Below are 26503 nucleotides of genomic sequence, written 5' to 3'. Positions count from 1 at the left end.
AGCTCGTGAACCGAGTCGGACTTATTGCCTCCACCGTCCTGGTGGCATTGGCGCTGATGAACTCCATGCTTTTCGTCGTCGATCAGCGCCAGTTTGGCGTTCTTTATGCGCTGGGACAGATCAAGGACGTGATTACCGAGCCGGGCCTGAACTTCAAGCTGCCGCCGCCTTTCCAGAACGTGACCTACATCGACAAACGCCTGCTGACCTTGGACAGCACGGACACCGAGCCGATGCTGACCGCTGAAAAGCAGCGGGTCGTGATCGACTGGTATGTGCGCTGGCGCATCTCTGAACCGACGGCATATATCCGCAACGTGGGCCAGGATGAAAGCGCCGGCGCGATGCAGCTCAACCGCGTGGTGCGCAATGCCTTCCAGGAGGAGATCAACAAGCGCACGGTCAAAGAGTTGCTTTCGCTCAAGCGCGAGGCATTGATGGCCGATGTGAAGCGCGAAGTGCTCGAAGCCGTCCGCGGCGTCAAACCCTGGGGCGTGGACGTGGTTGACGTGCGCATCACCCGCGTCGACTACGTGGAGGCCATTACCGAATCCGTGTACCGCCGCATGGAGGCCGAACGCAAGCGGGTGGCCAACGAACTACGCTCCACCGGGGCTGCCGAGGGCGAAAAAATCCGGGCCGACGCCGACCGTCAGCGCGAAATCACGATCGCCAACGCCTACCGCGACGCACAAAAGAGCAAGGGCGAGGGCGACGCGCAAGCGGCCCGCATCTACGCCGAAGCCTTCGGCCGCGACCCGCAGTTCGCCCAGTTCTATCGCAGCCTGGAAGCCTACAAGGCGAGCTTCAATAAAAAAAGCGATGTGCTGGTGGTCGACCCTTCGTCGTCAGATTTCTTCAAAGCCTTCCAGGGCCATGCGCCAGCGGCTGCCCAGCCGGGTGCGCGCAAGTAATCCCATGTAATCCCATTGCCCAACGGGGCCAATGCCCTCAGCGCCGCCATGCCGGGCTCGGGCGGGCCTGCGCCGCTGCGGCACTGCCGCTGAGCACAGCGCCTTCGAGCGTGGCGGGGTAGACGGGGTAAGGGCCTTGCACATAGTCGCCGCAGGCGCTCAGCCCTGGCAGCACTTGCATGCCGGGCCGTTGCAGACCGGGGGTGCAGGCGAAGGTCGCCCGTTTTTCCAGCACGGTCTGCACCAGCCGCAGCGGCGGTTGCGTCCCTGGCGCCCCTGACTCCCGATGGGCCAGCGTCGCGCGCGCCTGCTGCAGCACCTGCCGCTCGATCGCTGCGCGTTCGCCGTCGCTGGCGCTGACCACGAAGGCCAGCAATCCGGGGGGGCCGCCGAGCCAACCCCGGTCGAACACGAACTGCGCAGGCTGCTCTGCCGTGCTGCGCAGCGCCAGCATCGGCTGCGGCAGGCGCACACCGGCGGCGTGGACATAGACGGTGGCGATGGCGGCAAAGCGCAGCCCATCGGCCGCTGCGCTCCAGCAGCGGGCGGCCCGCTGGCCTGCTGCGTCCAATCGGGCAATGCCTGCCACCAGCCGGCGGGCCTCCCATGGCGGGCAGGCCAGGGTGACATGCTCAAACCGCTCCGAGGCCCCGCCGCCGCTGACCTGCCAACCCGCGCCCGCCGATGGCAGCAGCCCGCAAACCCGTTGCCCGGTGATGATTTGCCCGCCATGGCGCCGTAGCCAATGCGCCGCAGCCTGTGGGAAAAGCGCGCCCAGGTCAGTGCGCGGCAGCAGCAGGTTGGAGCCGCCACGGCCGCTGAACAGGCTGTCTTGCAGCACCCGCAAAAACACCTGGCCGCTGGCCGCATGCACCGGGGTGTTCAGTGCCGAGACGCACAGCGGGGCCATGAACTCGGCCATCAGGCGCGGTGACAGCCGGGCGCACAACTGCGCCACCGAGACCGGGGGCGCGCAGCGAAAGCCGCGCAACCGCCACAGCGCCGCCGTGCGCAGCAGCGCCAGTTTGTCGCGCCAATGCCAGCCTTTGGCGCGGGCGATGCCGAGCAGCGCATCCAGGGGCGGCGGCAGATCGGGCAGTTGCAAGCCCTGGCCATCGGCAAACAGCAGCGTGAGCGGCAGGCGCAGCAGCGCAGCGTCGGTGTCCACCCCCACCAGCCGCATCAGGCGCAGGCTTTCGCGGTAGGCGCCGATGAGGATATGTTGCCCGTTGTCCAGCGTCACCGCAGAGCCGTCAGGCAGCGCGCCCGGCACGGCCCGCGCACGGCCGCCGACCCTGCGTGCCGCCTCGAAAACGGTGACCCTGCGCCCCGCCTGCGCATGGGCGATGGCAGCGGCCATGCCGGCCCAGCCTGCGCCGATGACGGCGACTTTCATCGCCCGACCCGGGCCATCGGCCGGGCCGCTAGTGTCGCGTCACCGATCATCTGTCGGTCTGCGCTGGCCATCGAAGCGCATCGCGGCGTTGCATCGCTTGCCAATACAGCTCGGTATGGGCAAGCGATGCGCCTTGCGCTGCGCTCCGATGGCTGCGCGCAGCCTACGACATCTGATCGGTGACGCGACACTAGTCTGCCCCGAGGCCAGGCGCGGCGGCGCGCCAGCCAAGGTCGGGCAAGGTCGGGCAGGGGGCGATGCGACCGTGGGGCGGCCATACCTTTTACATGCGCCCCAGCGCCTGCACCTTCCACGCCAGCCAGAACTTGCGCAGCGGTGTCAGGCGGATGCGCTGGTGCAGCACCTGGAAGTTCTCATGCCCGATCTCGCGCAGCAGCGTGCGGTAGATGCTGGCCATCATCAGGCCGGGCTTTTGCGCGCGCCGGTCGACCTCGGGCAGCAGGGCCAGGGCCTGGTCGTACAGGCGGTGCGCGCGCTCGGCCTGAAAGCGCATCAGCGCGGTGAAGCGGTCGGAATACCGGCGCTCGAGCAGTTCGTGCACCTTCACGCCGAATTGCTGCAACTCGCTCAGCGGCAGGTAGACGCGGCCCAGCAGCGCGTCTTCGCCCACGTCGCGGATGATGTTGGTGAACTGGAACGCCAGCCCCAGCATGTGTGCGTACTGCGTGGTGCGCTCGTCGGTCTGGCCGAAGATGCGCGCCGTGACCTCGCCCACGATGCCCGCCACCAAGTGGCAATAGCCGGTCAGGCCCGCAATGTCGAGGTAGCGGGTTTGCTCCAGGTCCATCCGGCAGCCGTCGATCACGGCCTGCAAGTGGCGCTGCGCAATGCCGTATTCGGCGGTGTGTGGCATCAGGGCCTGCATCACCGGATGGCTGGGCTGGCCGGCGTAGGCCTTGACCACTTCCGACTGCCACCAGGCCAGCTTGGTGCGGGCCACGCCCGGGTCGATCATTTGGCTATCCACCACGTCGTCGACTTCCCGGCAGAACGCATAAAACGCCGTGATCGCCGCGCGGCGCGGCGCGGGCAGAAACAAAAAGGCGTAATAAAAACTGCTGCCCGAGGCCACGGCTTTTTGCTGCACGTACTGCTGTGGTGTCATGGCCTCGATTGTCCCATGGCGCCGCCGCACCTCCCCACGCATAAAAGTTTGGGGTAATTGAGGCTGGAGCCATTGATTTTCATGGATTGTAAGATATCATTTTGATAGTGACACCGATGCCCGCCGCAGGCAGCTTGCGTGGGTGTCCCGCGCAGGTTTGCGACACTGGCCGGAGATGGTTCGTGCCCGGCCGAAAGTGGCCGGGGTGATGACAAGGAGAAAGGTTTTGATGATGAAGCAACGTGTGATGGATGGTGCCGGGCCCCGGGAAAAGTCGGGCCAGGTGGTGGCCGATCCGGGCCTGCAGGGTGTCGATCGGTTTCAGATCAAGTCTGGCCTGGTCCAGGCCATCGCCTGGACGATGCAGCACCGCAGTTTGACCCAGCAGGCGATGGCCGAGATCAGCGGCATTGCCCGGCCCAGACTGTCGCTCGCGCTGCGCGGTGATTTCTCCCAATTGTCCGAGCGCAAACTGATGGATGCGTTGACCCGGCTGGGCTTTGACATCGAGATCAAGGTCAAGCGCACGCGCAAGGCGCAAGGGGTGCGGCAGTTGGTGCTGTCCTGATGGCCTGGGGGGAGGGCGCCGCCGGGCCGCTTCATTGCATTGCTGAATCATCCGTGCACTGCGCCGGCGTCGCTTGCCGCACATCTGTGCCGTCTGCGCTCCGCCTGCGCGTTCACGAACGATTTGGACGATTTGGCAATGGAATCAGGCCGCGGTGCCGGTGCCGTCGGGGCGCAGCAGCCATTCGTGGGCCGGGTCGTTTCTGAAGGCCCAGGCGCGGCGGGGGCCGGCCATCACGTTCAGGTAGTACAGCCGGTAGCCATGGGGGGTGACCACCGGGTGGTAGCCGCGCGGCACCAGCACCACATCGTGGTTCTCGACCACGCAGGCTTCGTCCAGGCTCCGGTCGTCGGTGTAGACGCGCTGGAACGCAAAGCCCTGCGGCGGGTCGATCCGGTGGTAGTAGGTTTCTTCCAACCGGGTTTCGCCGGGCGCGGCGTCGTCGTCGTGCTTGTGCGGCGGGTAACTGCTCGAATGGCCCGCCGGGGTGATCACCTCGACCACCAGCAAGCGCTCGGCCGCCGGGTTGTCGCCCATCAGGATGTCGCAGACATGGCGCAGGTTGCTGCCGGCGCCGCGTGTGCTGCGGCGCATGCCGGTGCCGTCGATGCGGCGCACGGGCTTGTTGCCGCCGGCGCAAGGCGCGCTGCACAGCGCGACCTCGGCCGCGCGCGTGGCCGTGATGGTCAGCCGCTGGCCGCCGGGCAGGTACAGCGCGTCGGGCGCGCATTCCTCGAAGACGCTGTCGCGCCGGCCCAGGCCGGCATGGCGTTGCCCGGCCACTTCGGCGTCGATGCTGCCGGTGAGCACCACCACGCACAGTTCGCGCGTTCCTGTCTCCAGGGTTTCGCTGGCGCCGGCTTGCAGGCGCAGTGCGCGAAAGCCGACATGGCTCCAACCGGCGGAGGCCGGCGTGACGCAGCAGATCTCGCGCCCGGGCGCGGCTTTGATCAGCAGGGGGGAAGTCGTCATCGGGATGCTCTCCTCGGGATATCAGCGCTCACGCTGGCCAGGCCCATGGCACACGCTCGATTGGTCGACCAGCGCGCGCAATGTGTCGTGGCCTTTGCGCGCATAGGCGTAGCTGGGCGCGACGGCCGGGTCCTGCTCGGCCTCGACCACCAGCCAGCCCTGGTAGCCGACATCCTTGAGCACGCGCAGTATGGCCCGGTTGTCGATGGCGCCGTCGCCCGGCACGGTGAAGGCGCCGTTGATGACGCTGTCGAGAAAGCTCCAGCCGCCATTGCGCGCCTGGTCGATGATTTGCGGGCGCACGTCCTTGCAGTGCACATGCACCACGCGGGCCGCATGTTTGCGGAGCAAAGCCACCGGGTCGGCGGCGCCGCCGAACCAGGCATGGCCGGTGTCGAACAGCAAAAAGACGCTGGCGGGGTCGGTCAGCGCCATCAGTTGGTCGATGTCGGCCGGCGCCTGGACATAGGCGCCCATGTGGTGGTGGTAGGCCAGCCGGATGCCGTAACGGGCCAGCAGTTGCGCGCCAAAGGCGTTCAGGCGCTCGGCGTAGCGCTGCCAGGCGGTGGCGCCGGCAAAGCGCGGGCGCTTGGCGAGCGGCATGTCGATCCGGCCCTGTATCGTGCCGGCGCATTCGCCATAGACCACCACCGTGACATCGTTGTGCTGCAACTTGCGCATATGCGGCTGGCAGCGCTCGAGTTCGGCGGCCACGGCCTGGGCGTCGCTCTGGCCGGGCGCGGGTTCGGCCAGCGCGCCGCTGTACCAGCCCGAGACGCAGACCAGGCCGAACTCGGCGAGCCGGGCTTTGAGCGCCGGGCCGTCGGCGGGAAACTTGTAGCCCAGCTCGAAGCCGGCATAGCCGATCTCGGCGCCCTCCCGGAGCGCGGTTTCGAGCGGGGTTTCACCGCCCAGCGACGGCAGGTCGTCGTTGCTCCAGGACAGCGGGTTGATGCCGATGCGGACGTTCCAGCTCATGGGATGCCTGTGTCGGTGGGTGGATCGGTGGGCGGCGGCCGGCCGGCTCAGCGGCGCTGCCGGGTTTTGGCTTGCAGGTAGGCGCGGTGCGCTGCGGCCACCTCGGCCCGGGCGGAGACCTCGGGCACCGCCACCTCCCACCAGGCGCCGCCGTCGCCGGTGGTGCGCTGGTGCGTGGTGTTTATCACCAGCACCTGGCTTTTGCTGGCCGCCCGGGCGCGGTGCAGCTCGCGGCGCAGTTCTTCCGTGTCGCGCACATGCACGGCGTCGGCGCCCATGGAGCGGCCATGCATGGCAAAGTCGATCGCCGAGCGCGCGCCGCCTTCGGGCACGCAGTCGTCGAGCATGTTGTTGAAGCTCGCGCCGCCGCTGCCGATCTGTAGCCGCTCGATGCAGCCGTAGCCGCGGTTGTCCAGGATGACGACGATGATCTTGCGGCCGAGCAGCACCGAACTGGCCAACTCGGAGTTGAGCATCATGTACGAGCCGTCGCCGACGATGACGATGACCTCGCGCTCGGGCCGCGCCAGTTTCACGCCCAGGCCGCCCGCCACTTCGTAGCCCATGCAGGAGTAGGCATAGTCCATGTGGTAGTTGCCCGGCAATGCGCTGCGCCAGAGCTTGTGCAACTCGGCCGGCAGCGTGCCGGCGGCGCAGACCACGATGTCGTTGTCTGCGCTGTCGAGCCCGACATCGGTGGCCGATTCGCGCACTGCGCCTATCACCTCGGCGTCGTAGGGCAGCGCGTCGCCGGGGTCATGGGTGGTCAGTTCGGTCACGCGCGTCGCCCAGGCGGCGGCCTGGTGGCGGCAACTGGCGCTCCAGTCCGGGTCGGCACGCCAGCCGGCCAGGGCGGCCGTGAGCTGGCCCAATCCGGTGCGGACATCGGCGAGCAGCGGCTGGCCGCGCTTTTTGGCCGCATCCAGCGGCTGGATGTTCAGGCTCAGCAACCTGGCCTGCGGGTACAGCGCATGCGAGCCGGTGGTGAAGTCCTGCAGCCGCGTGCCGATGGCGAACAGCAGATCGCATTGCTCGGCGGCGCCGTTGGCTGCGGGCGAGCCACTGACGCCGATGGCGCCCAGGTTCAGCGGGTGGTCCCAGGCCAGGCTGCTTTTGCCGGCCTGCGTTTCGCTCACCGGCACGCCATGGGTTTGCGCAAAGCTGCGCAGCGCGTCCCAGGCCTGGCTGTAGAGCACGCCGCCGCCGGCCACGATCAGCGGCCTCTTGGCCGACTTCAGCAGCGCGCAGGCGGCGGCCAGTTCTTGCGCGTCGGCCGGCGGGCGGCGCATGCGGATCAGTGCCGGGTGGAAAAAGTCTTCGGGCCAGTCATGGGCGAAGGTCTGCACATCCTGCGGCAGCGCCAGACATACCGGGCCGCATTGCGCCGGGTCGGTCAGCACCTGCAGCGCACGCGGCAGGGCCACCAGCAGTTGCTCGGGCGCCATGATGCGGTCGAAGTAGCGCGTCACCGGGCGAAAGCAGTCGTTGGCGCTGACATCGCCCTGCCCGAAGCTCTCGACCTGTTGCAGCACGGGGTCGGGCAGGCGCGAGACAAAGACATCGGCGGGCAGCAGCAGCAGCGGCAGCCGCGCCACATGCGCCAGCGCTGCCGAGGTCAGCATATTGGTCGCGCCCGGGCCGATGCTGGAGGTCACGGCCATGATGCGCTGGCGGAAATGGGCTTTGGCAAAGGCCACGGCGGCGTTGGCCATGCCCTGCTCGGTGTGCGCGCGCAGCGTGGGCAGCCGGTCTTTTTCGGCCTGTAGCGCCTCGCCCAGGCCGGCCACGTTGCCGTGGCCGAAGATCGCGAACACGCCGGCGCAGTAGGGCAGGATGTCGGTGCGGCCGTCGGGCTGTATGACCTCGGCCTTCAGCGCAGCCAGGTAGCGCACCAGCGCCTGGCTGACCGTCAGTCTCGTGCTTGCTTGCATGTTCATGCTTCGGTGGTGGTGGGGATGGAGGTGTTTGCCGGGCTGTCCAGGCGCTGCTGCCAGGCCTGGACCAGCCGGGCGAAGTTGTCGGCCACGGCATCCGTCAAGGCCTGGTCGTCGATCTGGCCGCGCAGCCATTGCAGCGCGGCCTGCGCCCACAGCGTGCGGCCGACCATGAAGCCTTTGACCACCGGGTCGGTGGCGGCGCGAAAGCTGTCGGCCAGATACGCCAGCGGCTGGTTCAGGCCCAGGATCACCGCGCCACGGCAGTGGCTGTCGCGCTCGGCGATCAGGGCCGCCAGTCGTGACCAGCCCTCGGGACGCATGGGCGCGAGCTTCCACCACTCGGGCTTGACGCCCAGGTTGTAGAAGCGCTTGACGGCGCGCAGCACCACTTCGTCTTCGGCGCTGGCATGGGTTTGCGGGCCGGCGTCCGCAGGCGGTTGCAGGCAGGGCGGGATCAGTTCCAGCAGCAGTTCGTTGCCGCTGGCGCGCGTGGCCTGCCAGAGTTCGAGCACGGTTTGCTCCTGCGCCAGGCGCAGGTCCACGGGGTCGTCCGGGTGGTAGTGCACCAGGCATTTGACCACTTGCTCGGTGGGCCAGTGCACCAGGGCCGAGCCGATCGAGCGCGTGCCGTCGAAGCGCAGCGGGCGCGAGCCTGGCAGCTCCACCGGCCGCCCGACCCACCAGCCGCGCCCGGTGGCCTGCGCCAGCGCATCGCTGCCGTAGGCGCCGCCATCGATCAGCACCCCGATCTGGCCCTGCAACTGCTGGCTGCGCTCGACCTGCTCGGCAGCGCGCACCAGCAGCAGCTTGAGCCGTTGGATGCGCTCCTCGGCGGCGCCGGCCTCGCGGGCCAGTTCGTAGAACTGGCTGCGGTGGTCGAAGGCCATCACGCACAGCTTGTCCCAGCGCTGGCGCGCCACGGTGACGCGGTGCAGATGGGCCAGTTGCCGGTCGGCATCGACCTTCGGGTTGCGCTGGCCGCTGAACCAATGCGCCAGTTCGGCCGGCGTGGGCATGGACGCCGAGCAGGCATGGCGCGAGACCACGATCGCGCCGCAGGCGTTGGCGATGCGCGTGGCCTCGGCCCAGTCCCGGCCCTGCAACAGGCCGGTCAGCAGCCCGGCGAGGAAGGCGTCGCCGGCGCCCAGCACATTGAGCACCTCGACGTGCTCGCCGGGGTAGCCGGGCGCGTCTTCGATGCGCGCCGGCAATGCGCCCTCGATGACGCAGCAGCCCAAAGCGCCGCGCTTGACGACCAACACCGCCTGGCTGTGCTGCCGCACCGCTTGCAGCGAGGCCATCAGTTGGTGCGGCACGCCGCCGGCGATCAGGAACTCCTCCTCGGTGCCGACCAGCAGGTCGAATTCGCCCAGCACCTGTTGCAGTCGTTGCGTCACGCTGGCGTCGGGCAGGTAGCGGTTGGCGCCCGCGCCGCGCGGCGTCAGGCCCCACAGCACGGGCCGGTAGTCTATGTCCAGCACGCGCACCACGCGATGCCGGCGGGCGTAGCCCAGGGCGGTCAACGCGGCCTCGCGGGTGCCCGGGGTCGACAGGTGGGTGCCGGTGACCGCCAGCGCGCGGCAACCGGCGATGAAGTCCGCGCTGATTCCGTCGGCGCGCAGCGCCATGTCGGCGCAGTTCTCGCGCATGAACAGCAGCGGGAAGTTGTCGCGGTCCTTCAGGGCCAGCAGCACCAGCGCGGTCAGGCGCTGCGGGTCGGTCTGCAACTGGCTGGTGTCGCAGCCTTCGCGCTCCAGGGCCGCGCGCAGATAGTGGCCCATCTGCTCGTCGCCGACGCGCGAGATCATCGCGCTCTTGAGGCCGAGCCGGGCAACGCCGAAGGCCAGGTTGCCGGACGAGCCGCCCAGGTACATCTGAAAGCTGCGCGCGTCTTCGAGGCGACTGCCGTATTGCTGGGCATAAAGGTCGACGGCCACCCGGCCCAGGCAGGCCAAGTCGATGGGGCGACCCGTCGGAAAGTTCAAGGCGCTCATGGTCACTTGTCGGTTGGTCAGGTCCACCGCGATCCACGCAACCCGGGGCGGTGGCCCTCGTCTGTTCTGTTCTGGAGGCTCGGGACTGCGGCCGGAGTCTAGCCAATGTAGAAATAAAATTCTCTAGGTGTAATTACTTAGAAATAAATTTTCAAAAATGACCGGCATCGAACTACACTGACCTGCGGTCGAAGGCGCCCCCGGCCGAGGTCGCCAAACCAGGCACCGGCCCCCGAGACCCGCATATCCAATAGGAGACATGCCGAATGAAAACGCTACTGATGGCCGTGGTGACGGCCACCGCCGCACTGGCCGCGCCGCTGGCCAGCGCGCAGAAGATCGGCGTGACCATGTCACAGTTCGACGACAACTTTCTGACCATCCTGCGCAACAGCATGGCCGACTCGGCCAGGAAAGCCGGCGTCAGCGTACAGATCGAGGACGCCGGCGGCGATGTCGGCAAGCAGCTCAGTCAGATCCAGAACATGATCGCGCAGAAAGTGGACGCGGTCATCGTCAACACCGTGGACACCGACGCCACGCCGAAAATGACCCGCCTGCTGACCGAGGCCGGGATTGCGCTGGTCTACGTGAACCGCAAGCCGGTGGACTTCGAGAAACTGCCGCCCGGCATGGCCGTGGTCGCGTCCGACGAGACGGTGTCGGGCAAGTTGCAGGCCGAGCAGGTGTGCAAACTGCTCGGCGGCAAGGGCAGCATCCTGGTGCTGATGGGCGATTTGTCGAACGAGGCTGCGCGCTCGCGCACCAAGGCGGTCGAGGATGTGCTGGCGGGCAAGGAATGCTCGGGCATCAAGATTGCCGACAAGCGCGAGGGCAAGTGGGACCGCACCCGGGGCCAGGACATCGCCACCAACTGGCTCAGTTCGGGGCTGAAGTTCGACGCCATCGTCTCGAACAACGACGAGATGGCCCTCGGCGCGATCAACGCGCTCAAGGCCACCAAGAAGTGGACGCCCCAGACCATCGTTGCCGGCATCGATGCCACGCCCGATGCGCTGGCGTCGATGAAGGCCGGCGACCTGAAGGTCTCGGTTTTCCAGAACGCCGTCGGGCAGGGCGCAGGCGCGATCGATGCGGCGATCAAACTGGCCAGGAAGCAGCACCAGGAGCGCTTCGTCAGCATACCGTTCGAGCTGGTCACGCCCGAGAACATGGCCCGGTACGCCGGCAAAAACTGATCCGGCCGCAGCCCCCATCGGCGCACCTACCTGCCCGCCCGCCCGCCCATCGGCCCGGTCAACGAATCAACATCAACCAAACGGTAAACCTGCATTGCGGCCCGCAAGCCCCGTCCGACTTCCCGAGGAGACCCACCGAATGAAACCGCTACTGATGGCCGTGGCCACGGCTGCCGCGCTGGTTGCGCCGCTGGCCAGCGCGCAGAAGATCGGCGTAACCATGGCCACGTTCGACGACATCTTCCTGAACATCCTGCGCAACAGCATGGCCGACGCGGCCAGGAAGGCCGGTGCCAGCGTACAGATCGAGGACGCCGGCAGCGATGTCGGCAAGCAACTGAGCCAGATCCAGAACATGATCGCGCAGAAGGTGGACGCGGTCATCGTCAACGCCGTGGACACCGACGCCACGCCGAAAATGACCCGTTTGCTGACCGAGGCCAGGATTCCGCTGGTCTACGTGAACCGCAAGCCGGCGGACTTCGAGAAACTGCCGGCCAGCGTGGTCATGGTCGCGTCCGACGAGATGGCGGCGGGCAGGCTGCAGGCCGAGCAGGTGTGCAAGCTGCTCGGCGGCAAGGGCAGCATCCTGGTGCTGATGGGTGATCTGTCCAACGAGTCCACGCGCTCGCGCACCAAGGCCGTCGATGACGTGGTGGCGGGCAAGGAATGCTCGGGCATCAGCATCGCCGACAGGCGCGAGGGCAAGTGGAGCCGCACCCGGGGCCAGGACATCACCATCAACTGGCTCAGCTCGGGCCTGAAGTTCGACGCCATCGTCTCGAACGACGACGAGATGGCCCTCGGCGCGATCAACGCGCTCAAGGCCACGAAGAAATGGACGCCCCGGACCATCGTTGCCGGCATCGATGCCACGCCCGATGCGCTGGCGTCGATGAAGGCCGGCGACCTGAAGGTCACGGTCTTCCAGAACGCCGCCGGGCAGGGCGCAGGCGCGATCGATGCGGCGATCAGGCTGTCGGGCAAGCAAAGCGTCGAGCGCTTCGTGAACATACCGTTCGAGCTGGTCACGCCCGGGAACATGGCCCGGTACGCCGGCAAAAACTGATCCGACCCGGCCCGGCAATGAACCCAACGAACGCTCGACCTGTATGGCGACCCGCAAGCCCGGCCCGGACTTTCGCAGAGACACCATGACCCAGCGCATCGCCCTTCGCCTCTTTGCCGTCCTCTTCGCGGCCACGCTGCTGGCCGGCGCCGCGCAGGCGCAGCCAGCCGCCTACCCGCAGCAGCCGCTGAAGTGGGTCGTGCCCTACGCGCCGGGGGGCACCACGGACGTGATCGCGCGCCAGCTCGCGGTGCGCATGGGGCAGACGCTGGGCCAGTCGGTCATTGCCGACAACAAGCCGGGCGCGGCCAGCATCATCGGCGCCACCTTCATCGCGCGCTCGGCGCCGGACGGCTACACGGTGGGCACGGCGGACTCGGGCACGCTGGCCTTCAACCCGGCGATGTACGCCAGCCTCGGCTACGACGCCGGCAAGGACTTCAGCCTCATCGGCGGCTTGGGCCGGATGCCGCTGGTGCTGGCCGTGCACCCCTCGTTCCCGGCCAAGGATGTGCAGGAGTTCCTGGCGCTGGTGCGCAAATCGCCGGGGGCCGTGTCCTCGGCCTCGGCGGGGTCGGGCTCGCCGTTGCATGTGGCGCTCGAACTGTTCAAGCAGCAGACCAGGACCGACATCCTGCATGTGGCCTACAAAGGCGCGGCCCCGGCGCTACAGGATCTGATGGCCGGCCAGGTGAATTCGATGTTCGTGGACCTGCCGGCCAGCCTGTCGATGATCAAGGCCGGCAAGATCCGCGTGCTGGCCGTGGCCACGCCGCAGCGTCTGGCCCTGCTGCCGGACGTGCCGACGATGGCCGAGGCCGGTGTGCCGGGCTACCAGGCCTACGCCTGGCAGGGCCTCGTCGGTCCGGCCGGGCTGCCGACGCCGGTGCTCGAGCGGCTGAACAAGGAACTGGTGGCTGCGCTCTCGCACGCGCAGACCCGGTCCAGGCTGCAAGAGATCGGCATCGAGCCGATGCCGATGGCGCCGCAGCAGTTCGCCGATTTCGTGCACGACGAGCAAAAGCGGTGGTCCGGCGTGATCAAAGCGGCCAGCATCCGGCTCGATTGACGACGCGCTGTCCAGGGAGCCTGCCATGTTCGTTGCCACACCCGATCGCCCAGCGCCCACCGGAGGGGGCCGGCCACCCGTCCCGCCCGGGCCGGCCTGCCTGCTGCAGGTGCGCGGCGTGAGCAAGTCCTTCCCCGGCGTGGTGGCGCTCGACAACGTGCAGTTTCGCCTGCGGCCAGGCTCGGTGCATGCGCTGCTCGGCGAGAACGGGGCCGGCAAGTCGACGCTGATGAAGATCATTGCCGGCGTCTACGCGCCGGACCAGGGCCAGATCCTGCTGCGCGGCCAGCCGGTGACGCTGGCCAGCCCGCGCGCGGCCCTCAGCCATGGCATCGCGATGATCCATCAGGAACTGAACCTGATGCCCTATATGACGGTGGCCGAGAACATCTGGATCTGCCGCGAGCCGCTGGGCCGCCTGGGCCTGGTGGACCACGGCGCGCTGCGCCAGCGCACGCAGGCGCTGTTCGATCGCCTGGCCATCGACATCGACCCCGAGGCCGAGGTGCGCAGCCTGACGGTGGCCAACCGCCAGATGGTCGAGATTGCCAAGGCGGTGTCGTTCGACTCCGACGTGCTGATCATGGACGAGCCTACGTCGGCGCTGACCGACAAGGAGGTCAACCACCTGTTTCGCATCATTGGCCAGTTGCGCGCGCAGGGCAAAGGCATCGTCTACATCACGCACAAGATGAGCGAGCTGTTCGAGATCGCCGACGAGTTCTCGGTGTTTCGCGACGGCAAGTACATCGGCACCCATGCCTCCTGCGATGTCACGCGCGACGACATCATCCAGATGATGGTCGGGCGCGAGATCACGCAACTGTTCCCCAAGGAGGAGGTGCCGATCGGCGCTGTCGTGCTGTCGGTGCGGGACTTGGCCGTCAAGGGCGTGTTTCGCGACGTGAGCTTCGACCTGCGCGCCGGCGAGTTCCTCGGCCTGGCCGGGCTGGTCGGCTCCGGGCGCTCGAACGTTGCCGAGGCGCTGTTCGGCGTGGTGCCGGCCACCTCGGGCGAGATCCGCATCGATGGCCAGCCGGTGCGCATCGATTCGCCCGCCAAGGCGATGCGGCATGGCCTGGCCTTCCTGACCGAGGACCGCAAGGAGAGCGGCTGCTTTCTGATCCTCGACCTGCTGGCGAACCTGGAAACGGCGGTGCTGCGCAGCCGCTTCGTCAAGTACGACTTCGTGCAGCAGGCCCCGCTGCGCCGGGACTGCCAGCAGATGCTGCGCACGCTGCAGGTGAAGGCGCCGGGCCTGCACGAGACGATACAAAACCTCTCGGGCGGGAACCAGCAAAAGGTGCTGATCGGCCGCTGGCTGCTGACCGAGCCGAAGATTCTGATCCTGGACGAACCGACGCGCGGCATCGATGTCGGCGCCAAGGCCGAGATTCACCGCCTGGTGACCCGGCTGGCGGCCCAGGGCGTGGCGGTGCTGCTGATTTCGTCGGAGATGCCCGAGGTGCTGGGCATGTGCGACCGCATCCTGGTCATGCACGAAGGCCGGATGACCGGCATCGTCGAGCGCAAGGACGCCACGCAGGTGCGCATCATGGAATTGGCGTCCCGCTGATTTCCCGTCAATCCGTCAATCCATCAATGCTTCATTTCAACAACGCTCAGGAGAGAAACATGACCTTCGCTCGCCAACTGGTTCGCTGCGCATTCGCGGCGGCGCTGTCCGCAGCATGCGCCTGGGGCCAGGCCCAAACCATCGCCGTCGTGACCCATGGCCAAGCCAATGACGCGTTCTGGTCCGTCGTCAAGAACGGTGTCGAAGCGGCGGCCAAGGACGCCGGCGTCAAAGTCAGCTACCGCGCGCCCGAGAGTTTCGACATGGTGGCGATGAGCCGTCTGATCGATGCGGCAGTCAACCAAAAGCCCGACGGCCTGGTGGTTTCGCTGCCCGATGCGTCGGCCCTGGGCCCGGCCATCGAACGCGCGGTCAAGGCCGGCATCCCGGTGATCACGATCAATTCCGGGCTGGAATTTTCCAAGAAGCTCGGGGCCGTGCTCCATGTGGGCCAATCCGAATACGATGCCGGCAAGTCGGCCGGCGAGAAGCTCAAGTCCATGGGCGGCAAGAATGGCATTTGTGTCAACCAGGAAGTGGGCAATGTCGCCCTGGACCTGCGCTGCAAGGGCTTCGCCGATGGCTTTGCCGGCAAGTCCAAGGTGCTGCCCACCGGCAATGATCCGGCCGAAGTGCGCGCCAAGGTCAAGGCCGCCCTGGATTCGGATGCCGGCATCGACACCATCATGGTGCTCGGCGCGGCGACCTCCGGCGACCCGAGCCTGGCCGCCGCCAAAGACACTGGCCGCAGCGCCAAGCTGCTTATCGCGGCCTTCGACTTGTCTGCCGGCTTCCTGAAAGCCATTGCCGCCAAGGAAGCGGCGTTCACCATCGACCAGCAGCAGTTCCTGCAAGGCTATCTGCCGGTGAGCTTTCTGGCGCTGCACGCAAAGTACGGCGTGATGCCGGCGGGCAATGTGCCGTCCGGCCCGAACCTGATCACCGCCGACAAGGCCGCGCAGGCGATCGACCTTTCCGCCAAGGGCATTCGCTAAAGACCCGCCAGGGGCCATGCAACGGTTGCCGGCCCCCCGACCCCATCAACCCTCTTTCCTCGAAGACGCCATGAATCATGCAAGCGGGCCGGCCGACGATCGCTTGACGCACCGGTCCTGGTTTTCACGCTGGATGAAGCGCCCTGAATTGGGTGCCGTCGCCGGCCTGCTGCTGGTGACGGTGTTCTTCATGCTCACCGCCGATCCGGTGATGTTCAGCCTGGCCGGGCTGGTCAATTTCCTGACGCCGGCGGCGCAGTTGGGCATCCTGGCATTGGGCGCGGCTTTGCTGATGATCGGCGGCGAATTCGACCTGTCGATCGGATCGATGATTGCCTTTGCCGGTCTGATTTTTTCCACGGCGATCGTCATCTTCGAGCTCCCGCTGGTGCTGGCGGTCTTGCTGACGCTGCTGGTGGTGGCCGTGATCGGCTGCGTGAACGCCTGGATCGTCATCAGCACCGGCTTGCCGAGCTTCATCGTGACGCTGGCCTTTTTGTTCATGTTGCGCGGCCTGAGCCTGGTGGGGCTCAAATGGGCCACCGGCGGCTCGACGCAGTTGCGCGGCGTGACCGAAGCGGTCCAGGACAGCTCCCTGCTCTGGCTGTTCAACGGCAAGGCGTTTACCGGCTGGTTCGCCTTCATGGGTGAGCATGGGCTGATCCCGCGTTTCCCGAACGGCGTGCCGATGATCACCGGCATCCCTGTGGAAATCTGCTGGTTCGTGGGTCTGACCGCATTGGCCACCTGGGTGCTGCTGCGCACCCCGCTGGGCAACTGGATTTTTGCCTCCGGCGGCGATGCCACGGCCGCCAAGAACTCGGGGGTGATGGTGCGCAACGTCAAGACCGGCCTGTTTGTCTTTGCCGCATTGTGCGCCGGGCTGGTGGCCATCATCACGGTGCTGGACAGCGGATCGACGGACGCGCGGCGCGGTTTCCAGAAGGAGTTCGAGGCCATCATTGCCGCCGTGATTGGCGGCTGCCTGCTCACCGGTGGCTACGGCTCGGCCGTGGGCGCATTCCTGGGTTCGATCATCTTCGGGATGGTGATGATAGGGCTGACCTACACCCGCATCGATCAGGACTGGTACCTGGTTTTCCTGGGCGCGATGCTGCTGGTGGCCGTGCTGTTCAACAACACCATCCGCAAGCGCGTGACCGGGGAGCGCTGATATGACCGCAGCCGCCCAGCCCCAGCCCCAGCCATTGGTCGAGATGCGCGCGATCGAAAAGCGCTTCGGCAACATCATCGCCCTGTCCGGCGTTTCGTTTTCCATCCATGCGGGCGAATGCCACTGCCTGCTCGGGGACAACGGCGCCGGCAAATCGACCTTCATCAAGACCATGTCCGGCGTGCACAAGCCCTCGGGCGGAACCATGCTGGTCAACGGCGCCGAGGTGGTGCTGGAAAGTCCGCGCCAGGCCATGAATGCCGGCATTGCCACCGTGTTCCAGGACCTGGCGATGATTCCGCTGATGTCGGTGACGCGCAACTTCTTCATGGGCCGCGAGCCGACCAAAGGCTGGGGGCCGTTCAAACGCTTCGACATCCGGCAGGCGAACCAGGTCACGATGGCCGAGATGCAGCGGATGGGCATCCGGCTGCGTGAGCCCGAGCAGGCCGTGGGCACCTTGTCCGGCGGCGAGCGCCAGTGCGTGGCCATTGCGCGCGCGGTTTATTTTGGCGCCAAGGTGCTGATCCTGGACGAGCCGACCTCGGCGCTGGGGGTGCGCCAGACCGCCAACGTGCTGGCCACGATCGACCGGGTGCGCAAGCTGGATGTCGGCGTCATTTTCATCACCCACAACGTGCGCCATGCGATGGCCGTGGGCAACCGCTTTACCGTGCTCGACCGGGGCCGGACCCTGGGCACCGCAACGCGCAGCGAGATCACGGCCGAGCAGTTGCAAAACCTGATGGCCAGCGGCCAGGAACTGGCCACGCTCGATGGCTCGCTGGGCGGCACGGTGTGATCGACAAGCAACGATGCGGCCACGGTGCGCGCAGGAATGAGGACGAAACCCATGCAACGATCTTTTGAATTGGCCGCCTGCGCCGAAATGCTGTGGCGCGACAAACCGATGCTGTGGCGCGTCAAGCGCCTGACCGAAATGGGGTTCCAGGTCGGCCTGTGGAACTGGCCCGACCATGATCTGGCGCTGCTGGAGCGCTCGGGCGCGCGCTTTTCCATCATGAACGGCTATCTGCGCGGCCGTCTTGCGGACGACGAAGGCGCTGCCGAACTGCTGCGCACGGCCCGCGAGACGGCGCAGGTCGGCAAGCGCCTGGGCGTGGCCCGGCTGAACCTGCACGGCACCGGCCTCGGTGCGGACGGTTTGCCGGTCACGCCCTGCGATGTGGTCACCGGCCCGATGTGGATCAAGGCCCGCGACACCTTGGCCCGCATTGCCGACCTGGCCGAGCAGCAAGAGGTGTGCTTCACGCTGGAGAACCTGAACCGGTCCGTCGATCACCCCGGCGTTCCGTTCGCCCGGGCCGCCGACACCCTGGCCCTGGTCTCGGCGGTGAACCATCCGCGCCTGCGCCTGAATCTGGACCTGTACCACGCGCAAATCGGTGAAGGCAACCTGATCGATCTGTGCCGCCGCTGCCTGCCCTGGATCGGCGAGGTGCAAGTGGCCGACGTGCCTGGCCGCCAAGAGCCGGGCAGTGGCGAAATCAACTATGCCGGCGTTGCGCGCGCACTGCACGCGCTGGGCTACCGTGGCCCGGTGGCGCTGGAGGCATACGCCAGCGGCGAGCCTGAGGCGGCACTGCAAGCCTTCCAGCGCGCTTTCACGGTCCAGGGCGCTGGCGTGGCCGGCGTCTGAACCCTTGCAATCCCTTCGACCCTTTCAACCATCTCGTTTCTTCAGGAGTCCGCCATGATCAAAGTGGGTCTGCTCGGCGCCGGCCGTATCGGCAAGGTGCACGCCAGGAGCATCGTTGCCGATCAGCGCAGCCAGTTGCTGGCCGTCGCTGACATCAACGCGCAAGCGGCGCAGCAACTGGCTGCCACCTGCGGGGCCAAGGCCCGGTCGGCGCAAGAGATCATCGCCGACCCCGGCATCGATGCGGTACTGATCGCCACCTCCACCGACACCCATGCGGCGCTGATCGAAGCGGCGGTGCATGCCGGCAAGGCCGTGCTGTGCGAAAAGCCGGTGGACCTGGACCTCGACCGCGCGCTGGCCTGCCAGGCAGTGGCGGCCCAAGCCGGCCGGCCGGTGATGATCGGCTTCAACCGCCGCTTCGATCCGCACTTTGCCGCGCTCAAGCGCGCCTTCGACGCCGGCGACATCGGCAAGGGGGAGTTGTTGTCGATCACGTCGTTCGACCCGGCGCCGCCGCCGGCGAGCTATGTCAAAAGCTCCGGCGGACTGTTTCGCGACATGGCCATCCATGACCTGGACATGGCGTGCTGGCTCTTCGCCGCGCTCCCGGTGTCGGTCACCGCGCTGGGCGCCAGCATCATCGACCCGGCCATTGGCGCCGAGGGCGATGTCGACACCGCCGTGATCACGCTCGGCTTTGCCGATGGCCGGATGGCCGTCATCAAGAACAGCCGGCGTGCCGCTTACGGCTATGACCAGCGGGTGGAACTGCTGGGCGCCACCGGCCTGCTGTCGGTCGGCAATGTGCTGGAAAACACGCTGACCCGGATCACCAGCGCAGGCGCACACAGCGCCAAGCCGGAATACTTCTTCCTCGAACGCTACATGCAAGCCTACGCCGCCGAGTGGCGCGCCTTCATCGACGCAGTGACCGCCGGGACCGACTATCCGGTGACGCTGCAAGACGGCGTGAATGCATTGGCGCTGGCGCAAGCGGCAACCCTGTCGTGCCACAGCGGCAAGACCGTGCAACTCGATGGCGGACGGCCCGTGAGCGCCGCCCGGCCGCCCGAAGGCGCTCACACCGCAGCCGAAGGCGAAGGTATCCCAGCGAGCGCCGCCCGGCCGCCCGAAGGCGCTCACACCGCAGCCGAAGGCGAAGGTCTTCCAATGAGCGCCGCCCGGCCGCCCGCAGGCGAAGGCGCTCCGGCGAGCGCCTGAAACCAGGCGCGCAGGCCGTCGTCCGGCATCCGGAGACAAGACATGAAGACAACGGACATGGGCGCGCCGGATCCGGCCGCAGGCGCGCACGGCGCCAATCCTGGCCCGGGCGCGCAGGCGGCCACCACGCCCTGCACGCCCGGCACGCCCGGCACGATGCGCCAGCGCAAATGGCCGCCCGAGTGGAGCACCTTGCTGGTGCTGGCGGGCATTGGCCTGTTCTTCGAGGCCGTGGGCTGGGTCGTGGTGGGCCAGAGCTTTTTGTTGAACCCGCAACGGCTGCAGATCATCGTGCTGCAGATGGCGGTGATCGGCATCATCGCCGTGGGCGTGAATCTGGTGATCATCACCAGCGGCATAGACCTGTCCTCCGGATCGGTGGTCGCCGCCGCCGCCGTGGTCTCGGCCAGCCTGGCGCAGGTGGCGGACTTTCCGCGCGCGGTGTTTCCGCAACTGACCGACCTGCCGCTGATCTGGCCGATCCTGGCCGGCGTCACCGTGGGGCTGCTGGTCGGGCTGATCAACGGCTCGTTGGTGGCCTTCACCGCCATCCCGCCATTCATCGCCACGCTGGGCACGATGGTGGCGGTGCGCGGGTTTGCCAAATGGTTCACCAACGGCACGCCGGTGTCGATGCTGACCGACGACTTCGCGGCCATCGGCGCGGGCATCAACCCGGTGCTGATCTTCGTGCTGATTGCCGTGATCTTCCACGTCGTGCTGCGCTACACGCGCTTTGGCAAATTCACCTACGCGATTGGCGCCAACCGCCAGGCGGCCATCGTCTCGGGCATCAACGTCAGGCACCACCTGGTCTGGGTCTACATGGTCGCGGGCGTGCTCAGCGGCATCGCCGGCACCGTCACCGCCGCGCGCGCCATCTCCGGCCAGTCCGGCATGGGGGTGATGTACGAGCTCGACGCGATTGCCGCCGTGGTGATTGGCGGCACCTCGACCGCCGGCGGTCTCGGGCGCATCACCGGCACCGTGATCGGCGTGCTGATCCTGGGCGTGATGACCTCGGGCTTTACCTTCATCCGCATCGACGCCTACTACCAGGAGATGGTCAAGGGCGCCATCATCGTCGCGGCCGTGATCGCCGATCAATACCGCAACCAGAAACGACGCGGCTGAGCCTTGGCCGCAGCGCCGCTTTCAGGAGACCTGTTGTGAGAATACGCCTGCTCCCCGTGGCGGTCGTCTGTGCCTGTCTGTGGCTCGCGCCGGCGGCACAGGCCCAGCGCATTGCCGTGTCCGTTGCCAACACCGGCCCCTGGCTGTCGCTGGTCAGTCGCGGCATGAGCACCTATGCGGCCAGCCAGAAAGGGCTGGATCTGAAACTGCACGACGCGCAGGACGACATCGCGCGCCAGCTCAACCAGATCCAGAACTTCATTGCCCAAAAGGTCGACGCCATCATCGTCGTGACCGTAGACACCCAGGCGACCCCGAGGATGACCCAACTGGCCAGCGCCGCCGGCATCCCGCTGGTGTATGTGAACCATCCGCCGGCCGAGGGCAAGCTGCCACCCAAGGTGGTGTTCGTCGGCTCCGACGAGGCCGACTCGGGCACCCTGCAAACCCGCGAGGTCTGCCGGCTGCTCGGCGGCAAGGGCCGCGTGGCGGTGATGATCGGCGACCTGTCGAACCAGTCGGCCATCCAGCGCACGCAGGATGTCAGGGAGGTGATCGCCAAGCCGCCATGCCAGGCCATAAAGATCGTGGCCGAGCAATCTGCCGACTGGAGCCGCGTCAAAGGCGCAAACCTGATGACCAACTGGATCACCGCCGGCATTCCGGTCGATGCCGTGATCGCCAACAACGACGAGATGGCGATCGGCGCGATACAGGCGCTCAAGGCCGCGCGCAAGCTCGATACGGTCGTGGTCGCCGGCATCGATGCCACGCAGGACGCGCTGGCGGCGATGAAGGCCGGCGAGTTGAAGGTGACCGTGTTCCAGGACGCCATCGGGCAGGGTCGGGGTGCGGTCGATGCCGCCCTGAAGCTCATCCGGGGCCAGCCCGTGCCGTCGAAGCTGTGGGTGCCGTTCGAGTTGGTGACCCCCGCCAACATCGACAAATACCTGGGCAAGAACTGAGCGCGACGCACCCGCCGGCACGCCGTGCGGCCAGCCGCGCATTGCGGGCCACTACGGGCCACTACGGGCCACTACGGGCCATTGCGGGGCGTGTCTGAAGCAGAACCCAACGCATTCAAGGAGAACATGCACCATGATCAACGGAGAAATTGCGCTCGGCCAGCCCATCCCCTGGGGCCTGGTCGGGGGCGGACAAAGCAGCCAGATCGGCTATATCCACCGCTCGGCCGCGCTGCGCGACGGCAGCTTTGCGCTCGTCGCCGGCGCCTTTGACATCGACGCCGAGCGCGGCCGCCAATTCGGCCAGCGGCTCGGGGTCAGCGCCGAGCGCTGCCATGCCGACTACCGGGCGCTGTTCGAGGCCGAGGCGCGCCGCCCGGACGGCATCCGCGCGGTATCGGTGGCCACGCCCAACGACACCCACTTCGAGATCTGCCAGGCCGCGCTGCACGCCGGGCTGCATGTGGTCTGCGAAAAACCGCTGTGCTTTACCAGCGCACAGGCGCGGGAACTGCTGGCGCTGTCGGGCGCGAAGAACAAGATCGTCGGGGTCACCTACGGATACTCCGGCCACCAGCTGATCGAGCAAGCGCGCGCGATGATCGCCCGTGGCGACCTGGGCCAGATCCGCATCGTGCAGATGCAGTTCTCCCACGGTTTTCACAGCACGGCGGTAGAGGCCGCCAACCCCTCGACACGCTGGCGCGTGGACCCGAAGTTCGCCGGCCCGAGCTACGTGCTGGGCGACATAGGCACGCACCCGTTGTACATCAGCACGCTGATGCTGCCCGAGCTCAAGATCGAACGGCTGCTGTGCTCGCGCCAGAGCTTCGTCCAGAGCCGCGCCCCGCTGGAGGACAACGCCTTCACCATCATGCAGTACGCCGGCGGCGCGATCGGCTATCTGTGGTCTTGCGCGGTCAACGCCGGCTCCATGCACGGCCAGCAGATCCGCGTCATCGGCGCCAACGCAAGTCTGCAATGGTGGGACGAACGGCCGAACCAACTGCGCTACGAAATCCAGGGCCAGCCGGCGCAGGTGCTCGAACGCGGCATGGACTACCTGCATCCGGACGCGCTGCACGATGACCGCATTGGCGCCGGCCACCCGGAAGGGCTGTTCGAGGCCTGGTCCAACCTCTACTACCGCTTCGCGCTGGCCATGGACGCGACCGACCGGCGCGACGCAAAAGCCCTGTCCGGCATCCGCTACCCGGACATCCACGCCGGCCTCGAGGGTGTGCGCTGGGTGGAAAACTGCGTGCGTTCGGCCGACGCCGGCGGTGTCTGGGTCGACTACCGCTGACGGAACCATCGAAAAGGCCGCGCATCTGTTCTGCCGGGCGGCCCATGCATCGATATGCCGCAGTGTCGTGTCCGGCACCGTCGGCAGACATCGATGGCGCATCGTGGCGTTCGCATGCATCGCATCGACCATGACGCCGCCATCCGCCGTCCGCCGCTCCTGGCCTCGATCGCCCGTCCTGCGACATGGCGGGGGCCATCCTCTATGGCAGCCGTGCCCGTGGCACGCACCGCCCGGACAGTGATGCGGGATGTGGCCGTTCTGTTGCGCGGAGAACATCGACGCCTGCTGTCCGCGAAACTGGACATGGCCGATGTCGCCTTTGATGTGCTGCTCGAAACCGGCATCCTCATCTTTCCGCTTCCGATCTGGCGCGATGAAGGGGGAGCACCCGGAGAACCATGCCAACCCCGCCTTGCTGCGCAACATCGGGCGCAAGGGGATCCGGTTGTGCGGACGGCAGGCCGCCGCCCGAGCCGCCGCATGCACCGGTGGCGGCCCTGCCGGATCTTCAGTGCTTGAGCAGGGCGCGTTTCGATACGACGACCAAGCCGATGACCGCAACGCAGATCAGCAGCGCCAGCGGGTCGAAGGCTTCGCCCATCAGGATGATCGAGTAGCCGTAGGTGAAAAAAGGCTGTAGCAACTGTAGTTGGCTGATGCGCTGTATGCCACCCAAAGCCAGCGCCCGGTTCCAGGAGAAAAAACCGAGCAACGAGTTCACGAACGCCAGGAATGCCAGCGCCGCCCATGACACCGAGCCAAAACCGGCAAAGTCTGCCGCGTTGAAATACAGCAGCGACAGCGGCAGCAGCACCGGCAGGTTCAGCACCAGCGCCCAGCACATCACTTCCCATCCCTGCATCTCCTTGGACAGGGCGCCGCCCTGGGCATAGCCAAAACCGGCCAGCGCCACTGCGCCCAGTAGCGCCAAGTCGCCGAGGTAAAAACCACCGCCGATACCACTGCGCCACGCCGCAAACAGCGCCACGGCCACGAAACCCCCGATCGAAGCCAGCCAGAACAACAACGGCGGGCGGTCTTTGGTGATCAGGCTGCCGAAAATCGCGGTCGCCAGCGGCAACGCGGCCAGCACCACGCCGCCATGGCCGACCGGCACATAGCGCATGCCGACCGCCGTGAGGATAGGAAAACCATAGACGATGCCCAGCGACAGCAGCAGCAGGCGCTTGACCTGCGAGGCATTGGGCCGCGCCGAGCGGGTGAACCACAGGATAGGCAACGCCGCCAACGCCGCCAACATCGAACGGAACAGGCCGATCTGCATCGCACTCAACGGGCCGGCCAAGACCTTGGCGCAGGGCAACGTCAGCGCGAACGCGGCCACCGACATCAGGCCCAAAAGATACGCCTGCATTTCGACAGAGGCGGCAGGCCGGGAAAGCGCTTGGTTCATGGCATTTCGCCTTTGGTGAGTGAAAATTTCCTGGTCAGGGGATCCACATCCTCGCGGGCCCCGAAGAGGACAACGACAACAAAATCAAGCCCGTCGTTGAGCGCTTCGCGCGTTGCCTTCAACTGGGCCTCAGCGCAAGTGCCGATCATCGAAGTCGTGAATACGTTGTAAGCAATTCGCTGGTTCGACATCACGCTTGAAACGAGCGTTTGCAGTTGGTTGCTGTTCTTGGCATCGAGAATGATGAATGGATACTCATCGATTTTTGCCAGAAAGCCGCTGGCACTATTGGAGTAGTCGAGCAAGTGCTCGGGGTTTACGCCTTTCCCGGACAAGCCAAACGCGGTGTGTGCCAGCGCATTCAGGATGGACGCAAGTGAGTGCTTGCGGTTGACAACCGCCACAAATTTCATTTCGTTGTTTTCGTAGGCCATGTTTTCAAGCAAAAGTTGCTGGCAAGGAACCCATGAAATCTCCTCGTCGTCGCTATTCGTGGTTCCGGTCCAGGTAAATCAGCGGAATGTCGGCCGCTGGCGCGGCGAGCCGAAGAGACCTCTAGTGTCGCGTCACCGATCAGATGTCGTAGGCTGCGCGTAGCCATCGGAGCGTAGCGCAAGGCGCATCGCGCAGCCCATACCGAGCTGTATTGGCAAGCGATGCAACGCCGCGATGCGCTTCGATGGCCAGCGCAGACCGACAGATGATCGGTGACGCGACACTAGTGTGCCATCCTGCCCAACCCGCACAACAAAGCCTGATCCCGGCGCGCATCCTCGGCCGGGTTGCGCACCTTGTCGCCGTTCACGATGGCGCCCCAGAAGCCAATCATCTCCTCGACAAAGGCTTCTTCGAAACCGGCGCGCAATTCGGTTCGGGACAGGGTGTGGCCGTCGGATTTTTTCACCGTCACCCGTGTCGGCTGGTGGTTCAGCCAGGGCGAGGGGAATTCAAGCGCCATGATCGCATCGTCGAAGAACAGCGTGATGCGCTCCTTGTAGTCGGCCAGCGCGGGCACGCTCAGGTGCGCCATGTTCCACAGGGCCTGGCCGTCGAGCAGGCGCACCGCGCCCTGGCCGCCGTCGCCGTTGGCGAAAATTTCTGCGCCGACGATTTTGCCGTCCGGCACGCCGAGCACGTCGAGCATGCCATGCACGGCGTTGACATCATGCACCAGGGCCGAAGCGTAGGCCGTGGCAAAACCGCGCACCGTGGCGGCGTTGGCCTGGTGGCCGATGGCGCGGGCGATTTGCGTTTTTTGTTTGGCTGCGGCGGCCTCGATCATGCTGCGCGCAATGTCCGTGCCGCGCCCGGTGGCATGGTGCCGGATGAAGGGCCAGGCGTCCGGGTCGTTGACCTCGACCGAGATATAGCGCAGGGTTTGGGCCGTGCCTGGCAAGTGCTGTAGCGCCAGTTGGTAGTTCGGGTCGAAGCGTTTCATGTAGCCGACCTGCACCACTTTGCCCGCCTCGTTGCGCGCGGCGATGATGTCGTCGATCTCCTCCGGCGAATAGCACAGGGGCTTTTCGCAGAATACATGCAGCCCAAGATCGAGCGCCGCCAGCACCTGCTCGTGGTGCAGCATGTCGGGCGAGCCGATGACGACCGCATCGAGTGGTTCGCCGAACAGGGCTTCGGGCGTCTCGAAGCCTTTCACGCCGTAGCTTGCGGTGATGAAATCGCGCGCGGTCTTCGAGGGGTCGGCAATGCCAACCAGTTCGAACTTGTCGCGCAGGCGTATCAGATTGGGCACATGCTCGACCTGCGAAATGGTGCCTGCGCCAATGACGCCAACTTTTACTCTGCTCATGCCGGGCTTTCTTCAAGGATGAA

26 protein-coding genes are annotated in these 26503 nt (G+C 66.6%); 15 read left to right on the top strand and 11 right to left on the bottom strand.

Translation table 11 applies throughout. The features are described from left to right. Window positions 1–5: 5 nt before the first annotated feature. Window positions 6–914: a protease modulator HflC gene (hflC, locus tag VEIS_RS00370; RefSeq protein ID WP_011807884.1), complete on the top strand. Its 909-nt coding sequence runs from the start codon at window positions 6–8 to the stop codon at window positions 912–914. 37 nt (window positions 915–951) lie between these two features. Here hflC and hpnE read toward each other — a convergent pair whose 3' ends face one another. The 3 genes from hpnE to hpnD all read right to left on the bottom strand — a co-directional run bounded on the left by hpnE (window position 952) and on the right by hpnD (window position 3436). Beyond that, on the bottom strand, window positions 952–2310 hold the full coding sequence (gene hpnE, locus VEIS_RS00365; protein ID WP_011807883.1) for a hydroxysqualene dehydroxylase HpnE: 1359 nt from the start codon (window positions 2308–2310) through the stop codon (window positions 952–954). Further along, entirely contained in the window at window positions 2307–2501 is a 195-nt protein-coding gene (locus tag VEIS_RS27525; protein WP_086014347.1) for a hypothetical protein, read from the bottom strand. The genes hpnE and VEIS_RS27525 overlap by 4 nt, the downstream gene beginning before the upstream one ends. A gap of 92 nt (window positions 2502–2593) precedes the next feature. Next, window positions 2594–3436: a presqualene diphosphate synthase HpnD gene (hpnD, locus tag VEIS_RS00360; RefSeq protein ID WP_011807882.1), complete on the bottom strand. Its 843-nt coding sequence runs from the start codon at window positions 3434–3436 to the stop codon at window positions 2594–2596. 229 nt (window positions 3437–3665) lie between these two features. Here hpnD and VEIS_RS00355 point away from each other — a divergent pair, with 229 nt between their 5' ends. Next, window positions 3666–4004, top strand: a complete 339-nt coding sequence (locus VEIS_RS00355; RefSeq protein WP_011807881.1) for a helix-turn-helix domain-containing protein — start codon at window positions 3666–3668, stop codon at window positions 4002–4004. 144 nt (window positions 4005–4148) lie between these two features. On the opposite strand, the gene iolB is transcribed toward VEIS_RS00355, so the two are convergent. The 4 genes from iolB to VEIS_RS00335 are packed head-to-tail and all read right to left on the bottom strand — an operon-like array spanning window position 4149 to window position 9885. After that, window positions 4149–4976: a 5-deoxy-glucuronate isomerase gene (iolB, locus tag VEIS_RS00350; RefSeq protein WP_011807880.1), complete on the bottom strand. Its 828-nt coding sequence runs from the start codon at window positions 4974–4976 to the stop codon at window positions 4149–4151. Window positions 4977–4997: 21 nt separating this feature from the next. After that, window positions 4998–5954: a myo-inosose-2 dehydratase gene (iolE, locus tag VEIS_RS00345; RefSeq protein ID WP_011807879.1), complete on the bottom strand. Its 957-nt coding sequence runs from the start codon at window positions 5952–5954 to the stop codon at window positions 4998–5000. Between the two features lie 47 nt (window positions 5955–6001). After that, a complete protein-coding gene (gene iolD / locus VEIS_RS00340) occupies window positions 6002–7885 on the bottom strand; it encodes a 3D-(3,5/4)-trihydroxycyclohexane-1,2-dione acylhydrolase (decyclizing) (RefSeq protein ID WP_011807878.1) in 1884 nt (627 codons plus the stop codon). Window positions 7886–7887: 2 nt separating this feature from the next. Then, a complete protein-coding gene (locus VEIS_RS00335; protein WP_041950351.1) occupies window positions 7888–9885 on the bottom strand; it encodes a bifunctional 5-dehydro-2-deoxygluconokinase/5-dehydro-2-deoxyphosphogluconate aldolase in 1998 nt (665 codons plus the stop codon). Window positions 9886–10151: 266 nt separating this feature from the next. Between VEIS_RS00335 and VEIS_RS00330 the strand changes: the two genes are divergently transcribed. From VEIS_RS00330 to VEIS_RS00270, 13 genes are all read left to right on the top strand, one after another. After that, the gene (locus tag VEIS_RS00330) at window positions 10152–11084 is read left to right on the top strand and encodes a sugar ABC transporter substrate-binding protein (protein WP_011807876.1); all 933 of its coding nucleotides are present in this window, start codon (window positions 10152–10154) and stop codon (window positions 11082–11084) included. A 139-nt stretch (window positions 11085–11223) separates the two neighbouring features. Next, complete coding sequence (locus VEIS_RS00325; protein WP_011807875.1) at window positions 11224–12153, top strand: sugar ABC transporter substrate-binding protein; 930 nt, start codon at window positions 11224–11226, stop codon at window positions 12151–12153. Between the two features lie 85 nt (window positions 12154–12238). Further along, complete coding sequence (locus tag VEIS_RS00320) at window positions 12239–13222, top strand: Bug family tripartite tricarboxylate transporter substrate binding protein (RefSeq protein ID WP_041950350.1); 984 nt, start codon at window positions 12239–12241, stop codon at window positions 13220–13222. A gap of 25 nt (window positions 13223–13247) precedes the next feature. Next, window positions 13248–14798, top strand: coding sequence for a sugar ABC transporter ATP-binding protein (locus VEIS_RS00315; protein ID WP_011807873.1), 1551 nt, complete (start codon window positions 13248–13250; stop codon window positions 14796–14798). Between the two features lie 59 nt (window positions 14799–14857). Then, window positions 14858–15793, top strand: coding sequence for a sugar ABC transporter substrate-binding protein (locus tag VEIS_RS00310; protein WP_011807872.1), 936 nt, complete (start codon window positions 14858–14860; stop codon window positions 15791–15793). A 70-nt stretch (window positions 15794–15863) separates the two neighbouring features. Then, a complete protein-coding gene (locus tag VEIS_RS00305; RefSeq protein WP_041949689.1) occupies window positions 15864–16967 on the top strand; it encodes an ABC transporter permease in 1104 nt (367 codons plus the stop codon). A 1-nt stretch (window position 16968) separates the two neighbouring features. After that, window positions 16969–17769, top strand: coding sequence for an ATP-binding cassette domain-containing protein (locus VEIS_RS00300; RefSeq protein WP_011807870.1), 801 nt, complete (start codon window positions 16969–16971; stop codon window positions 17767–17769). 51 nt (window positions 17770–17820) lie between these two features. Beyond that, the gene (locus VEIS_RS00295; RefSeq protein WP_011807869.1) at window positions 17821–18627 is read left to right on the top strand and encodes a TIM barrel protein; all 807 of its coding nucleotides are present in this window, start codon (window positions 17821–17823) and stop codon (window positions 18625–18627) included. A gap of 54 nt (window positions 18628–18681) precedes the next feature. After that, on the top strand, window positions 18682–19851 hold the full coding sequence (gene iolG, locus VEIS_RS00290) for an inositol 2-dehydrogenase (RefSeq protein WP_011807868.1): 1170 nt from the start codon (window positions 18682–18684) through the stop codon (window positions 19849–19851). 42 nt (window positions 19852–19893) lie between these two features. Continuing rightward, complete coding sequence (locus VEIS_RS00285; protein WP_011807867.1) at window positions 19894–20985, top strand: ABC transporter permease; 1092 nt, start codon at window positions 19894–19896, stop codon at window positions 20983–20985. Window positions 20986–21020: 35 nt separating this feature from the next. Then, a complete protein-coding gene (locus VEIS_RS00280) occupies window positions 21021–21950 on the top strand; it encodes a sugar ABC transporter substrate-binding protein (RefSeq protein WP_011807866.1) in 930 nt (309 codons plus the stop codon). 133 nt (window positions 21951–22083) lie between these two features. Next, window positions 22084–23256, top strand: coding sequence for a Gfo/Idh/MocA family protein (locus VEIS_RS00275; RefSeq protein ID WP_011807865.1), 1173 nt, complete (start codon window positions 22084–22086; stop codon window positions 23254–23256). 114 nt (window positions 23257–23370) lie between these two features. Beyond that, window positions 23371–23778 (top strand): DNA polymerase III subunit beta, encoded by a 408-nt coding sequence (locus VEIS_RS00270; protein WP_232287804.1) that lies wholly within the window; start codon window positions 23371–23373, stop codon window positions 23776–23778. Here VEIS_RS00270 and VEIS_RS00265 read toward each other — a convergent pair. The 4 genes from VEIS_RS00265 to VEIS_RS00255 form a co-directional block, all read right to left on the bottom strand. After that, on the bottom strand, window positions 23768–24673 hold the full coding sequence (locus VEIS_RS00265; RefSeq protein ID WP_011807864.1) for a DMT family transporter: 906 nt from the start codon (window positions 24671–24673) through the stop codon (window positions 23768–23770). The genes VEIS_RS00270 and VEIS_RS00265 overlap by 11 nt on opposite strands. Continuing rightward, window positions 24670–25107, bottom strand: a complete 438-nt coding sequence (locus VEIS_RS00260) for a DUF2000 domain-containing protein (RefSeq protein ID WP_011807863.1) — start codon at window positions 25105–25107, stop codon at window positions 24670–24672. Before VEIS_RS00260 ends, VEIS_RS00265 begins: the two co-directional genes overlap by 4 nt. A 132-nt stretch (window positions 25108–25239) precedes the next feature. Next, window positions 25240–25392, bottom strand: coding sequence for a hypothetical protein (locus VEIS_RS25090; RefSeq protein WP_232287803.1), 153 nt, complete (start codon window positions 25390–25392; stop codon window positions 25240–25242). Continuing rightward, on the bottom strand, window positions 25392–26480 hold the full coding sequence (locus VEIS_RS00255) for a Gfo/Idh/MocA family protein (protein WP_011807862.1): 1089 nt from the start codon (window positions 26478–26480) through the stop codon (window positions 25392–25394). The genes VEIS_RS25090 and VEIS_RS00255 overlap by 1 nt, the downstream gene beginning before the upstream one ends. Window positions 26481–26503: the final 23 nt, after the last annotated feature.

Source organism: Verminephrobacter eiseniae EF01-2 (genome assembly GCF_000015565.1).
Classification (GTDB): Bacteria; Pseudomonadota; Gammaproteobacteria; order Burkholderiales; family Burkholderiaceae_C; genus Acidovorax; species Acidovorax eiseniae.
Note: the sequence above shows the minus strand (reverse complement) of the source record. Positions and strands in the feature narration are given on the sequence as shown.